14 protein-coding genes are annotated in these 15451 nt (G+C 31.1%); 9 read left to right on the top strand and 5 right to left on the bottom strand.

The annotated features are described in order from the left end of the window. The first annotated feature begins 316 nt into the window (after positions 1-316). The 3 genes from CQA53_RS04100 to CQA53_RS04090 all read left to right on the top strand — a co-directional run bounded on the left by CQA53_RS04100 (position 317) and on the right by CQA53_RS04090 (position 4732). Complete coding sequence (locus tag CQA53_RS04100; protein WP_115542750.1) at positions 317-913, top strand: shikimate kinase; 597 nt, start codon at positions 317-319, stop codon at positions 911-913. A gap of 33 nt (positions 914-946) precedes the next feature. After that, complete coding sequence (locus tag CQA53_RS04095; RefSeq protein ID WP_115542749.1) at positions 947-2377, top strand: glycosyltransferase family 9 protein; 1431 nt, start codon at positions 947-949, stop codon at positions 2375-2377. 87 nt (positions 2378-2464) lie between these two features. Beyond that, positions 2465-4732, top strand: a complete 2268-nt coding sequence (locus CQA53_RS04090) for a hypothetical protein (RefSeq protein ID WP_115542748.1) — start codon at positions 2465-2467, stop codon at positions 4730-4732. A 136-nt stretch (positions 4733-4868) separates the two neighbouring features. Here CQA53_RS04090 and CQA53_RS04085 read toward each other — a convergent pair whose 3' ends face one another. Next, positions 4869-5372, bottom strand: coding sequence for a hypothetical protein (locus CQA53_RS04085; protein WP_115542747.1), 504 nt, complete (start codon positions 5370-5372; stop codon positions 4869-4871). Between the two features lie 154 nt (positions 5373-5526). Between CQA53_RS04085 and CQA53_RS12265 the strand changes: the two genes are divergently transcribed. The 4 genes from CQA53_RS12265 (at position 5527) to CQA53_RS04070 (ending at position 7942) form a co-directional block, all read left to right on the top strand. Continuing rightward, positions 5527-5694 carry a hypothetical protein gene (locus tag CQA53_RS12265; protein ID WP_181882356.1) on the top strand — a complete coding sequence of 56 codons (168 nt, stop codon included), beginning with the start codon at positions 5527-5529 and terminating at the stop codon, positions 5692-5694. Positions 5695-5860: 166 nt separating this feature from the next. Next, complete coding sequence (locus CQA53_RS04080; protein ID WP_115542761.1) at positions 5861-6685, top strand: carbon-nitrogen hydrolase; 825 nt, start codon at positions 5861-5863, stop codon at positions 6683-6685. A 430-nt stretch (positions 6686-7115) separates the two neighbouring features. Next, entirely contained in the window at positions 7116-7631 is a 516-nt protein-coding gene (locus CQA53_RS04075) for a DMT family transporter (RefSeq protein ID WP_245945637.1), read from the top strand. Beyond that, complete coding sequence (locus CQA53_RS04070) at positions 7628-7942, top strand: DMT family transporter (RefSeq protein WP_115542746.1); 315 nt, start codon at positions 7628-7630, stop codon at positions 7940-7942. Before CQA53_RS04075 ends, CQA53_RS04070 begins: the two co-directional genes overlap by 4 nt. Before the next feature lie 184 nt (positions 7943-8126). Here CQA53_RS04070 and era read toward each other — a convergent pair whose 3' ends face one another. The 3 genes from era to folE form a co-directional block, all read right to left on the bottom strand. Further along, positions 8127-9059, bottom strand: a complete 933-nt coding sequence (gene era, locus CQA53_RS04065) for a GTPase Era (RefSeq protein WP_115542745.1) — start codon at positions 9057-9059, stop codon at positions 8127-8129. A 202-nt stretch (positions 9060-9261) separates the two neighbouring features. Next, positions 9262-10227: a magnesium/cobalt transporter CorA gene (corA, locus tag CQA53_RS04060; RefSeq protein WP_115542744.1), complete on the bottom strand. Its 966-nt coding sequence runs from the start codon at positions 10225-10227 to the stop codon at positions 9262-9264. Between the two features lie 305 nt (positions 10228-10532). Next, entirely contained in the window at positions 10533-11117 is a 585-nt protein-coding gene (gene folE / locus CQA53_RS04055) for a GTP cyclohydrolase I FolE (RefSeq protein WP_115542743.1), read from the bottom strand. 304 nt (positions 11118-11421) lie between these two features. Between folE and sppA the strand changes: the two genes are divergently transcribed. Continuing rightward, complete coding sequence (sppA, locus tag CQA53_RS04050) at positions 11422-12291, top strand: signal peptide peptidase SppA (RefSeq protein ID WP_407918838.1); 870 nt, start codon at positions 11422-11424, stop codon at positions 12289-12291. 199 nt (positions 12292-12490) lie between these two features. Here the strand turns inward: sppA and CQA53_RS04045 are convergent, their stop codons facing one another. Next, entirely contained in the window at positions 12491-14371 is a 1881-nt protein-coding gene (locus CQA53_RS04045) for an OmpP1/FadL family transporter (protein WP_245945635.1), read from the bottom strand. Positions 14372-14934: 563 nt separating this feature from the next. Between CQA53_RS04045 and CQA53_RS04040 the strand changes: the two genes are divergently transcribed. Next, entirely contained in the window at positions 14935-15426 is a 492-nt protein-coding gene (locus tag CQA53_RS04040; RefSeq protein WP_181882355.1) for an outer membrane beta-barrel protein, read from the top strand. Positions 15427-15451 lie beyond the last annotated feature (25 nt).

Genomic DNA, 15451 nt, shown 5'->3' with positions numbered 1-15451 from the left:
AAATCAATGAAGCTATCTCTCAATTAGAGACTATTACACAACAGAATGTAGAAATAGCTAATCATTCTAAAGATATAAGCACAGCAGTAGATAATGTAGCAGCACAAATACTAGCAGATGTGAATAAGAAGAAGTTTTAGAAGGGGAGGGGGGGGTAGATGTACTCCAAAAGAATACTTTATTATACATGGAAGTTTTATAATGAGGAATAAATAATGTGCTATTTGTAAGTCACCTTTTTATTTTTGTGTGCTTAAGTTTTTTATGATATAATGTATATCATGAAAATTAATAGTAGGAACAAATAAGTGCTATTATGAGAAATATTGTTTTAATTGGGTTTATGGGTAGTGGTAAAAGTAGCACTGCAAAACAACTTGCAAATAGGTTAAATTATACTTGGCTTGATAGCGATACATATATACAAGAGCAATATGGACAAACAATATCTGATATTTTTGTGAGTAAAGGTGAAAGTTTTTTTCGCACTTTAGAAGCTGATTTTATAAAATATTTCAGTCAAAAACAAAATCATATTATTGCTACAGGAGGGGGTATGCCTATCTTTAATGATACAAAAAAACTTGGAATCCGTTTTTATCTTCAAAGTGATTTTAATGTAATTATGGAACGCATACAAAACCAAATCAAACAAGAAAGGCAGAATATACGACCACTTTTTAACGATATAAAACAAGCATATAATCTTTATATGCAAAGACAAAAACTTTATGAGTTACAGAGTGATGAAATCATTAATGCGAATGGACTGCAAGAAACAATTACACAAGAAATTCTTGATATTTTATCAACACAATATAAGATTGTGCCACAAGATTCACAATTAGAAAATAAATCTTTGCAACAGATAAAACATTATAAAAAAGCTTCTTATATTACTGATAAAGATTAATGTGAGAAAAATAGAAGCAAAGTAGAGTCTCTTATGTTAAAAATTAATCCAAATAAATCATATCATTTTCTTCTTATTCAGACTCAAAGTTATACTAATGGAGTACGCGTTATTCTTTCATTGCAATGTATAGAATTTTTAAAAACATATTTTCCACATGCAAGTATTAGTTTTTTGATTCATTCAAGTATGCAAGATTTTTTCAAACATAATCCATATCTCAACAAACTTTTTTTTATTGATGAAAAACATATTACACGAACATTGAAACATGCAGAAATTGACTTTTCTCTTTCCCTTTTTGATGAAAGAGAGAGTACATTAGCTGCATTTATGGCAGGTATTAAGACACGTATTGGTATTTTTTCAAGTATTCACTCTATTTTATTCAACTATAAAGTAAAACAAAAAAGGAGTGGCGGTAAGCATGAGATTCAATATAATCTTGATCTTTTAAAATCGCTTGGTTGTCCAAACCAAACACTTTATCCAAAGATTTATCTTAATATAAGTGAAAAAAATGAATCGCAACATTATTTAATGGAAAAATTTACAAATTCGTCTTTATCAGATTATATTGTAATCTCCCCAAGTAATGCAAATTGCAATATGAATAGCAAGAATGCAATGGGTTGGGCTACTAAAAATTTTTTACAAATTGCAAATGAACTTGCAACAAGTTATTGTGTGTTGATTGTAGGTACACAACTTGAGATTGACATGTACAAGTTAATGATTAAAAACTATGCGAATCTTAGTGAAAAAAATCTTTTTATGTTTGGTGATGTTGATGAATTTAATGACCTTAATGATATTCAAGGAGATGGTTTAAAAGAACAAATAAATCAAGATAATACAATACAACAAGAAGATTCTAAAATATCAAATAAAACCGAAGTAAGTAGTCAGGTATTACCATATGAAGAGAAGGATATTAAAAATAATCAACGAATAACAAAGGGTCTCAAGTCTTATCAACAAGAATCAACATTTAATATTTCAACACAAAGTCTATCAGCAACTCAAGACAATAAAGATGATAGTGCAATCAATGTGGATACACAAGAACAACAAGAGATACAAAAAAAAGATCTTATAAAGAAAATTATGAAAGCACAGGCACAAAAGAAAAAGCCTTATAAACATGGATATATGCGGATTATGCTTGGAGTGATAAGTCATGCAAAAGTTTTTATTTCTAATAATACAACATTACTTCATGCAGCAAGTGCACTTGACACTCCTACAATAAGTATCTTTCCATTTACCAAATCATATAATCCAATGCGATATGCACCTATAAATCATAAAAATAACCATATTATTGTTACACCATTTGGAATCTTTGATATAAAAAAACCAATTATTCATGACATTAATAGAGATGAATTACAGGGATTTCGTGTTGATGTTATTACACCAGAATTAATACTTGATATTCTTTATAATAAGATTTTATTGTAGAAAATAAGAAGATAAATTAATCTTATAAAACTTATAATAAATTGCATATAATGTGTGAAATTGTAAATTGATTAAAGAAAGGAAGACATGAGATTTTTTACTCGATTATTTACAAAATTAAAAGGAGAAAGATATTTATTTTTTAAAGAACAAATACACATACAAAATATTCGTAAAAATATTTGGAGATTATTCCAAAAGAATTTCATTTTTTTAAGGATTATCGAAGATTCTTATGATATTGCATCACAGCAAACACAAGATATTAAGAATCAACAAAATAATATAAAGCAGAATCAATATTCGCAAAATAGACAAAAGAAGTTTAAAAAACTTAAAAATATAATGCAGCATATTATTGTAGGAATATGTGGTGCGTTGATTTTTTGGTTTGGTTTTTTTAGTTTTGCATTTCATACATCATTTGTAGAATATTTCTTCCCCCAAACACTATCAGTGCAACAACAAGTTGCAACGCAAAGAGATTATGATAACCATAAATTTATAAAAGATTCATATGCTACACAAGTTGCAAATAAAGATTCTATGCAAAAATTATCCAATGACATTTTGACACAACACAATAATCAGAATCTAACTAAAGAAAAAAGTATAGCATATTGGGGCTATTTTGCATTTCAAATTGTATTTGGTTTCATCACTTGCTTGATAGGTATTTTACTCTTAAAACCCAGATTAGTAACATTAAAAAAAAGAGATTTTATCAATGATTCGATTACACAACACAATAATGAACTCTTGAATCCACATTCTATAAAGTCTCAACCTACACACACACAAGAAATATCTAGAATAAAAGCTAAAGAATATGAACAATCTTCCTTAAATACGAAATTAAATATGCTTACTAGTATTTTTTATAGATTTTTTTCTCAAGAATATTATATAGTATATAATTGGATACTATTATTTATTTATATCTTTGTCTTTTCTGTATTGCATAATAATGATTATGTGCTTGTAAGTATTTTTTATCCTATCTCTGCAATTATTTTTGTATTTTTTCCACGTCAATATCGGTTCTCCTTTGGTTTTTTTAGTGGACTTTTTGGATTTTATTGGATGACTCTTAGCCTCCGTTTTAATGGATTGAGTGAATTTATTCCCTTAAGTATGTTGTGTGTTGGTTTAGTATATGCAATATTTTTTTGGTTTTTATTATATTTTGAGAATGTATTTTATAGAATCCTTGCTTGTCTTTCTCTTTTTGTCCTACATCCAACAGGATTTAATTGGTTAAATATTGCGTACTTAAGTTCTTATAGTATTTTTAATTCTTCGTTCTTTGGTTTAGTTTGTGTGCTTGTTTTCCTATGGTGTGTTGCTCTTTCATCAAAAGTGCGATTTCTTGCCCCACTTTTTCTCCTTCTCGCATTTGATTATAATTTTGAGATACAATCTCCAAAACTCCATGCAAAAATTATAGAAACACATTATTTACAAGATGAACGGTGGCATTTAGACTCCCAGAATAAAATAATCGCAGCGAACTTTAAAGAAATTGAAAAGGCGATTAGTGAGGGATATGAAATGGTTATTTTACCTGAAACAAGTTTCACATTTGTATTAAATACACGCAAGGAGATTTATGAAAAATTACTTCAATTAAGTGAGAATATTATTATTTTTGTTGGTTCAATACGTTTGCAGTCTTCAGATACAAATACACAAGATTCTCTATTACATACCGTGCAAAAAAACAATATTCTTACAAATAACCCAAATATACCAAGCATAAAAAATTCTTTTTTCTTTTTTGAGAATCTTTTTATTCCCTCTGAAGCTAAAGATGGTTCGTCTGTGTCATTGGATATGTTAAAGAATCAAAATATTCCTTTTATAAAATATGATTCCGTAAAACAAAATGATAAGGAAAAATATCAACCACATTATTTTAATATGCCAAGCAATGAAGAAGGTTTCTTTAATTCAACTTTTATTTTTGCGTATGGTCAAAGTATTGTTGCGGATAAAATCGCCCTTGTTCCTTTTGGGGAGACATTACCATTGAATACAATCTTAGGACCTATTGCTTTATGGTTATTTGAAGAAAAATTTAGTTTTAATGAAGGCAAAGAAGTTGTGAAACTTGAATATAATGGACTTACGATAGCAAATGCAAACTGTTATGAGGGAACAATGGCTTTACCATATCAAACAGGTGCAAAATATATTATTATGACAAGCAATAATGCATGGTTTTTTCCATCAACACAGCATCTTATGCAGCAAATGATAATCAAATATTATGCTCGAGCCTATAACGCATTTGTGTATCATGCTACAAATCTTACACCACATGCTTTAGTAACTCCAAATAATGGAGGAAAATAAATACACATTGATTATATAATATTTGTGAAATTATATATCCATCTCGCTTAATGATTGCTTTTTAGGTATTTTATCATTTGTATCTTTTGCAACAGATTTTCATAAAAGCATTATATCAACAAACCACAATGCAGTTTTAGCCATTCATGCTAACGCCTATATCTAGATTTTCAAAAGCATTGCGATAACGTTGAACAAAATCAGAATTTGCATTAAATACTTTCATTCCATTTAATTTATTTGCATTAATAATATACGGGTCGAGCGATATATTCGCATGTGAATTTTGTGTATCAATATTTAGTGATTGTGCTTCTTGTGGGTGAAATTCCATTTTTGACTTCTTTAAACGTTCAATATCTGCTAATGGATACAGCTTTTGTACAGCAAGCATCTTTTCTGTTTCAGTCATACCTGCAGTTGCACGCATCCATGCTTGATATTCCTGATCACTCATTAATTCTAAAATAGCTAAACCATAAGTTTGTCGTTTTTGTTCAAAACTATCAGCTTCTTGAATATTTTCCTCATTCTGCTTTGCTGCAATAGTATTTTGCACACTAATTTCGCGTTTAATATAGTGAGTATTTGTATTATTTAAGCCTAAACTATTTAATGAAGCATTATTTGTATTAATCATCTTTAACATCCTTGATTGAGATTGATAAAATATTCTAAAGTATCAAGCAAAAATAATTCCTAAATTTTTATATTTTTTTTAAGAAAAACATGAAACTTATTTATAAATTAAAAGCTATAATGCCTACATTATTTTATTTTTGTAAGGATATAATATGGCACATTATGATGAAACGCTGGATAATGAATATACTGATGATGATTCACAATACGATGATGATATAGAAGATTATGAAGATTCTGATTATGATAGAGATTTTAGACATTTTAATTATGATGATGATGACTATGAAAGTCCCGATTTAGATTATGAAGATGAATAATGGAAACTATGCAATGGATACAATAAAACATATGAAACAAAAGAATTCTCTTATGGTAGCTTTAATTCAGCAAAGTTATGTATTTAATCAACAAGATGAATTTATTGATAAAAATCTCAATGATTCTACAAGACTTGAGCAATGGCAATTTGAGCTTTCTGAAAAAATGAAACAAAAAACTAGAGAGTGTATTCAAGAAGCAAGCAAAAAGGCTGATTTGATTCTATTGCAAGAATTGCACACAACACAGTATTTTTGTCAGAGCGAAGAAACAAAATACTTTGAATTTGCAAAAAAATTTGAAGAAAATATCGCATTTTTTTCACAAATTGCAAAAGAAAACAAAGTGGTTCTTGTTACTTCACTTTTTGAAGAAAGAGCTGCGGGACTTTATCACAATACTGCAATAGTTTTTGAGAAAAATGGGGAGATTGCAGGAAGGTATCGTAAAATGCACATTCCTGATGATCCACAATTTTATGAAAAATTTTATTTTACTCAAGGTGATTTAGGGTTTTACCCTATTCAAACGAGCGTTGGAAAGCTTGGTGTTTTAATATGTTGGGACCAATGGTTTCCTGAGGCTGCAAGGCTTATGTGTTTAAATGGAGCAGATATTTTAATCTATCCTACGGCAATTGGCTGGTTTGATGGTGATGATGAGCTTGAAAAACGCAATCAACTCTATGCGTGGAGAACAATTCAGCAAGGACATGCAATTGCTAACGGTGTGCCTGTGGCAAGTATCAATCGTGTGGGATTTGAGCCTGATTTAAGTGGAATGACACAGGGGATTCGGTTTTTTGGTAATAGTTTTGTGTGTGGTGTACAAGGTGAGATTCTATGTGAAGCAAGCAATGATAAAGAAGAAATTCTTTATGCGTGTATCGATTATGAAAGGACAAAGTCAGTGCGTGATATTTGGCCATTTTTGCGTGATAGACGAATAGAACACTACAAGGATATTTTAAGATTACATGGGAGTAAATAAGATTCTAACTTTTTATGCTAATCTATTGACTTTTATGGATAAATTATAGCTGGAATTAGAATCTCCACATGTTATTTATTCTATTGAATAGAGCATTTAAAATGAAACATTTGAGATAATATCAAGAAAGAATAAGATTCTTTATAGTGGCTTCAGACAAAGCCCAAAGCCACTATTAAAAATGATATGATATAATCTGTGCCTCATTTATAAAAACAAACTTAATTTCTTATATTTTTATAAAGGCTTGTAGGTATGATGATTAGCACTGATGGTTATCATTTCAGCATTCAATTCCTCATTGCATTTTGTTGCACTTCTTATTTATAGCTCCCTATTCTTTTGGAAAATACACATTTGTAGCTATTTTGTTCGTGTTAATAGGCTTTTATTGCTATTTTTTGAGATTATAAAAAGAAAAGGATGAAGTATGCAAAAAGATTCTCTGTCATTATGGCAAAAAGTAAAATATATGGTAAGTCATAGTCAAAATATGGCTTGGGCTTTGGTCATTTTTGGTGGTATTGTGGAGTGCTTTTGGGTCAGCGGACTGAAATACGCGGATACTCTCATACTCTATGCCCTCACTATGCTAGGCATTATCATTTCATTTGTAAGTATGATTGTAGCGACAAAGCGGCTTGAAGTAAGTGTTTGCTATGCGGTATTTGTGGGTATCGGTGCGGCTGGTGTCGTGGTGAGTGAGATTGTCATATTTGGTGAGGATTTTTCGCTGATAAAAGTCTCTTTGATTTTTACATTATTGCTTGGCGTGATAGGACTGAAGCTCACAAGCTCCCACAACAATGACGATAATTTGAGCGATAGAGAATCATTCTCTCCCACAAGAGATTCTCACATCATAGAATCTCCGCTTACAGAGTGCAAAAAATCAAATGCAATCAATCAAATTATAGAATCTGATTCCACAGGCGGTGTAAGATGAGGTGGATATTTTTTATTTTTGCTGGTTGGATGGAGATTGTGGGGGTGGTTGCGGTGAAAAAATTTGCAGAAACAAATAGCAAAATATATTTGCTAGGCATTATCGTGCAGTTTGCTTTAAGTTTTTGGCTACTTTCTTTGGCTATGCGTGGTATCTCTATGGGCGTGGCTTATGCGGTATGGACGGGCATTGGTGCAGCGGGTGGGGTGCTTGTTGGCATTGTGCTTTTCAAAGAAAGCAAAAATGCCTCAAAACTATTTTTCGTAAGCCTTATTTTAGTCTCTAGCATAGGGCTAAAGCTCATCTCATAGGGATTTGTGATTGGGTTTGATGTTTTTATAGCCAATAAATATTATAGTTTTTATCGTAGAAACTTCTCTCTACGATAGGGATGTTCTGCAATATATTCATAATTGATAAAATTTAGTCAGAAAATTATAAAAATATCATTTTTTATTAAGTTTTATGATTTTCTTGACAATCAAATATGCAAAATCATTCCTTATCTATGTCATAACCCAATTTTTTTAATAAAGTTTTATCTCTGCTCCAACCTTTCAAAGTCTTAACATGCAATTCTAAAAATATCTTAGATTCTGAAAATTGTTCACATTTTTTTCTTGCAAGTGTGCCTAATGCTTTGATTGTCTTGCCTTGCTTGCCAATGATAATTGCTTTTTGAGAATCTTTTTCGACAATAATTTGTGCCTTAATCCGTATTAAATGAGGTTCTTCTGTTACTTTAAGAATTTTTACATCACTTTCATAGGGAATCTCATCACTAAAAAATTCAAAGATAACCTCTCGTATCGCTTCTTTGTAGATTTCACGCATAAGAATTGTGCTTAATATATCATTATCATAAAAATGTGGATGATGAGGTAAATGTTTGGAGATTTCCAACAAAATGAGATTTCTATCATACACATTAAGATTATTTGCTTTAATTGGTATAAGCGAGAAATAATGTGATTCAAATTCTTGGTATTGTGCAAGATTCGCCAGCAATTCATCGTGAGTTAGAGTATCAATTTTATTTAAAATTACAATATGTTTTTTTTTATAAGTTTCCAAAAAACTTTTATAGTGTTCAATTTCTTTGTTATTCTTGCTTGCCACAGAAATAAAAACACATAAATCAGAATCACGCATTGCACTTGCAGTTTCTTTAAGCATATATTCATTTAAAATCTTCTCGCTTTTATGTAAACCGGGAGTGTCAAGAAATATAATTTGTGAATCAAATTCGTTATTTTGAAAAGGCACAATAAAATCCATTTTCTTACGCGTTGCATTTGCTTTTTTTGAGACAAGAGCAAGGGGACTTTGTATGATATTGTTTAAAAGTGTCGATTTCCCAGCATTTGTCCTCCCTATTACACTTACAAAACCACTTGTTACTTTTTGATTTTTGCAGTTTTCATTCATTTTGCCTCTTTAATTTTTGAAATTAATATGATAATTTCTTCATTTTATATTATTTGTGTGAAAAAAATGTTTTCTTTAAAAATTAACTAACAAATTTTACCAAATCTCTTAATTAAATGATGTATTTTAAGAATAGAGATACCAAGACTGCAGATTCTGCAACATAAAGGTTGTAAACATAATTTTACTTGCAACAAGTATATTATAACCAGCCTTTTTTCTTAAAGATTACAACAGGAATAATTGTTGAAACAAGCATAATTATAATGACAATTGGATACCCCCATTCCCATTTTAACTCTGGCATGACATCGAAATTCATACCATAAATTGTGCCAATGAGTGTTGGTGGCATCATCGCCACTGTTGCAACAGTAAAGAGTTTGATAGTCTTATTTTGTTCAATATTAATCTGGCTAGCAAGAATTGTTTGGATATTATCAAGAACATTAAGTTGTGCGACATTAAATTCAACAAGGGAATTTAAATCTTTTAAAACAATTGTTAGATTGCGTTTTATATCACTATCAATTTTATCGCTTTTAATAAGAGAGGTCATAGCACGTCGTTTATCAAAAAGAGAATCACGTACACGCATGTTTAATTCCTGTAAGCTTGAAATACCTTTGAGCATTGTATCATAAGTATATTCATTTCTTTCTCCAAATACATTGATTCTTAATTTCCTTGCTTCTTTATCAATCCATTCCAAAATATCTGCATCTTTCTCCACACGCACTTCAAACATTTTATCCAAAATATCATAGCCATCTTCAAAATTCTTAGGGCTTGCTAAGATTCTATGCTGTATTTCATCAAAAATTTTAAAATCGTTAAATCGAATAGTAAAAAGAATATTTTGTGTTGTCATAAAAGTAATTGTCTCATTTACAAGTGTTAGTTCATTGCCTGTTACACGCATAAGAAAGTGTGTATTTATTGTTATTGAAGTATTGTCTTCCCAATATCTTGAACTTAATTCAATTTCCTCCCTTTCTTCTTGGGTAGGAATGTCCAGGTGATATTTTTGGATAATATAATTCATTTCATGGGTTGTGGGATGCAATAAATCCATCCACAAAATGTTGGTTGGTAAGATACTATCTTCTGCATTAAAATTTAGTTTTTGCACTAAGCCATTCTCTGCTTTTGTATAAACACACAACATGCTTCCCCTTTTTGTGGTGTAATTTAGCTTTATATTTAATAGATGAGCAAAACTCCCAAAAAGCTTATTTATGGTGGAAAATTCTCTCACAAATATAAATAGTATATTTTACAATTATAACAAAAGAAATAGAGAAAGTATATTTGAAATATAATATTTTTGAAATACCAGAATAAGTGCTTAGTTTTTTGTGTATTTTACAAAAAATATTCCCACGCAAGATTTTATAACAACACAAGAATCTTAAAGCTAACATAAACAAGGAAATAAATTAGAAGTGCATAAAATATGGATACTCTATTCTATTATGTTTTAATCAGTTGCATAAATTCTGCTCTTGTGCGGGAATCTTTTTGAAATAATCCACGCACAGCAGAAGTGAGAATCTTTGCATTTTGTTTTTCTGTGCCACGCATGGCCATACATAAGTGTAAAGCTTCACATACCACCATTGCACCTTTTGGTCTTAGAGATTCCATAATTGTATCAGCGATTTGTTTGGTTAAATTTTCCTGAATCTGCAATCGCCGAGCAAAGATTTCAACAAGTTTAGCAAAATTAGAAATGCCAACAACTTGTTTATCTGGGATATACCCGATTGAGATTTTTCCAAAAAATGGTAGAAGATGATGCTCACACATTGAATAAAATTCAATATCTTTAATAATAATCATTTCGTTGCATACACCCTCATTAAAGGTAGAACTTAAAATCTCATTTGGATTATATTCGTATCCACTATAAAGAAAATTATGAAGTGTTGCTACCCTTTGTGGAGTTTTTATTAAACCTTCTCGATTGGAATCTTCACCAACCATATCACATAAACTCTGCATACAAGATTCTATATTCTTAAGATGAGTTTCTTTTTTAGACATACTCTTTGACATAATCTCTTCCTTTATTGTATCTATAAGGTTATTTGCTACTGCTTATTCAAAATTATAAAAAACATACAATAATAAGTCAATACAACTTACAAAAAGCATAAAAGCACTAATGAAGCAATATATTGAGAGTGCAATCTTGCTGAAGCAAGCATAAAGAGGCTAAAATTATGAAAAGAAAAATACAAATGCTATGCTTAGAATCATGTTCTGATGAAATTTTAAATATTTTAGTTTATAATACTATTTTTAATTGTAAGATATTACATACACATAATCAAGGAGTTTTATGTATTTTTTAAAAACAATATGGAATTTTATTAAAGATTCTTTGGGTTTTATCAATACTTATTTTAAAAGTATTATTTTATTGCTTATTTTATTTTTTATCTTTATACCAAGTGATGATGTGCAGGAGAATCGTAAGCCAAATTTAGCAAAACTTTATTTAAATTTCCCAATTTATGAAAGTGAAACATTTGCACAACAAATTGAATCTATTAAGAAAAATAAAAATATTAAGGGTGTTTTATTAATTATCAATTCACCTGGTGGAGGAGTAGGTGCAAGCATTGAGATAGCTGATATGATACAAAAACTAAGCCAAGAAATGCCTGTTATTGCCTATGTACAATCTCTCATGGCGAGTGGAAGTTATTACGCTGGTATGTATGCAAATAAAATATACGCGAATCGCGGTGCATTGATAGGTTCTATTGGTGTGATATTTAGTGGTTTAAATCTCGAAGAAGTTATGCAAAAAATTGGAGTTAAGACACAAGGTGCGACTGCTGGAGAATATAAAGAAGTTGGCACAATGATGCGAACATGGAGTATGAAAGAGAGAGAATTTATTGAGAATCTTACCAATGAGCAATATATAATGTTTTATACAGATGTTATCAAAGCTAGAGCAAAGCAGCTCAAAACCAAAAATCCAAAAGATTTTGCAGAAGGGAAAGTATTTAGTGCGAAACAAGCATTAGAATTGGGATTAATAGATGAAGTTGGAACAATGGATAATGCGATTAACGCTCTTGTTACAATGTCTGGAGTAAGTGAAATTGTGTGGTTGAAAAAAAGTAAAATTGATACATATATGGATAAAGTTATGAATGGAGCATTCAATAAAATTATTATGTCAAGTATGCCAAATATGTATGCGATATTGCGTTGATTCAATATCACGAAAATGCTTAATACTTTCAATAAAAACTATATCCATACAATCTAAAGGAGAAAATATAAATATAGAAATACTTTTAAATTTTTATAAAAGTAAAGATTCTAAGGGTTTTGCATAACAAATCTTGCAATTATCTGTCTATTGGTTTGCAAAAATTTATCCGAAAGTAATTCTAGAATCTTACATTATCTTACCAGCGATACCCTAAGCTAAAGGTAGCGATACGCAATTGTCCTACACCTGTTCCCGCATAGATACTTCGTGAGCTATCTTTAAAAGTCTGACTAAGCGCAAGACCAATATCAAAGTTTCTAAAATTATATTTCGCACCAACACCAACCATATATCCATCGCTATCAGGTATCCCAATCGCAGTTTGTGGCACAGGAGCATGATCATAGGCACCAGACATCATGAGACGCCATCTTTTGCCAATATAGCTTAGTCCCAGTCGGAAAGTATCAGTATCAACCCAGCCATTCCCCATAGCAACCGCAGAGAAATCTGCTAGATTTACCATATCTTTGAGTTGATCTTGAGTAAAACTTTCAGGCACACTTCCCGGACTCGCAGTAAATTTTGCTTGATCCCAGCCAAACTCTGTATCAAATTTCCTACCTTGACTCCAAAATGTCCTCTCATAGACTGCTTCCAATCGCAACTTTGCTTTATTGGGTAGGGTAATATCATGACTATAAGCTACTGTAAATATCTCTGGCATAGTTACATAGAGATAGAGTGGTGCGTCCATTCGCACACTCCCAACGGGTCCTCCAATGATTGTATCCGCACTCACACTTCCCTCAAATTTCATCGCAACAGGGGAATTGTAAGTTAAAGAGAACATGCCACCTTTGCCTACACGCACAGAGGTAGCTATACGCCATCCAAAGCCTAAATCACTCCCATTACTCTTTTGCACGACCTGTGCTGTGCCAACAAGACAAGTCTGAATCTTATTGACCAATGCTTTGATTGCATCAAGTCTCGTGGAATTTGGTTGTAATCCTAAAATAGGATGAAATATAGGATTATCAATAAGCATATCCAACATACCCGCCATATCAGAAGGGATAAGCCCATCAGGCAAGGTATTTAAAATATCTGGGTTAAATGAAGGAGTGCAATTTTTATTTGCATTTGGATTTGTTGAATTTTCAGGTAATGTATCACCACTTGGATTTTGTTGTTGTTGATCATCTCTTCCTAATGGGACATATACGACATTATTAAATGTCCCCATACCATAGAGGACTCTAGGGGCAAAGCCTACACTAAAAATATCTTTGTAGGTATAGCTTATCGATGGAGCAAACTCAATCAAAAATATCATGACATCTTGTAAAAACTCTCCGCCTTTGCCATTCCACTTCATCGCTAAACCACTAGGAGCAATGAAGCTTGCTCCAAAAGTAAAGCCATTATAAGTTTTTGATTTATAAAAAAACTTTGGGAGCATAAAATTTGTATCACCGGTTGAGCCATCTACGATATTTGTATCTGGTTCTGTATGCTGCAATTCAATTCTGCCTGGTATAAGTTGGATTCCCAATGTATCCATAACGGGTTTTAATGCTCCAACAATTCCACCATACTCCATATAAGTAACCGATTTTAACCCCTGATTTGTGCTTGGCACTTGGAAGCTAAAGCCGGGTATATTGATGATAGAAAAGTCAAATTCAAATTCATGCTTATTCTCACCCCAATCATTATTAAACCCCATATTTGCAGGATTGTAATAACTCGCATCAGCCCCTCTTGCCCCCGCGACATACGCGGAGCTTAGTGCGGTTGCATTTAAGCTCTGCTCTTGAATCTTAAATCCATTTGCAAAAGAGAGGATAGGCAAGGCACTCAAGCAAAGAGGTAAAAGCATATTCCTACAAGTCAATATTTTAGATTCTGATTGTTGTAGAAAATTTTGGAATGAAAGTGAAACAAAAATTGGCTTGTTGTAAGATTTTGTAGGTTTATTTTTTGATAAAGCACTCTTTTTGTCTATTGGCATCTGGATATTTTTGTTATATACAAATCTAAAACCAAAACGCCTTTTGAAAATAAAAGACATACACCACTTCCTTTTGCTGATACACTGAATTATAATTGCATAACCCCCCATAAAGCAACTATAATCTGATTTGAGCATGATACCTTAAAAAGAATAAATAATCAATAAAATATTGTAAATCTCTCTTTTTATGTTGCTTTGACTTCCAGAAAGCCAACATTATAAGCTATACTTTAAATTTGTGCATTTGAGATTTCTGCATGTTTTAGTGCTTTATATGTTTGGATTGCTATACATTGACATTTGTGTATGGGGGTAGATATGAGATTTTGAGATTTATGGATAGAATGTAGTAAATAAAGAAACTCTAAAAAGTGATTTTATTACACATCACTACTATTAATTAATATATTCAATTTCTATCATATCAATAATTAATTTATTTATATTATTATGATAATATAAACATCGCTCTTGCAGAAGGCGATGAGGGAGGAAGTGGTATATTCATAGGATTTGACACAGGATATACAATTAGTTTCAGCGACACAACTACAATAGATCAAGGCACAACAAAAGTTCTTGCAACTACTGCACCTGCGTTTATTAATGTTGGTTTAAAGTTGGGATATAGTCATTATTTTGGTAGTCTTTTTGGTGTAAGAGGTTATGTAGATTATAATTATGGATTTAATATTGGGAACACAAAAACAACTGAAAATAATGTAACAACAAATATTAATAATCTAAGTTCATTGCATAATATTACTTTTAATGTAGATGCACTGATTAATTTCTATAATTCAGATTCTATTTCGTTTGGTGCATTTGCTGGGATTGGAGTTGGCTATGGATTGATGAATAGCAACATTAATGAACAAAACGTGCAAACTACAACTAAAGTTGCTGATGGGTTTATTTTACCTGTAAATCTTGGTTTGAGTCTCATTGCTGGTGGAAAACATAGAATCGATTTAACAATGAAAATACCATGCTTAGGATTGAAACATGTGCCAGAACCTGGACAAGGAGGAGGAGGTGGTGATCCGATACCCACTGAAACTCAAATAACACGAATGCTGATAGGAACAATTGGTTATTCCTATACTTTTTAGAGGTTAATGTATTCTAGGTATTGTT

The sequence above is a fragment of the Helicobacter didelphidarum genome (assembly GCF_003364195.1).
GTDB lineage: Bacteria > Campylobacterota > Campylobacteria > Campylobacterales > Helicobacteraceae > Helicobacter_A > Helicobacter_A didelphidarum.
This window is presented reverse-complemented; position numbering and strand designations above follow the sequence as displayed.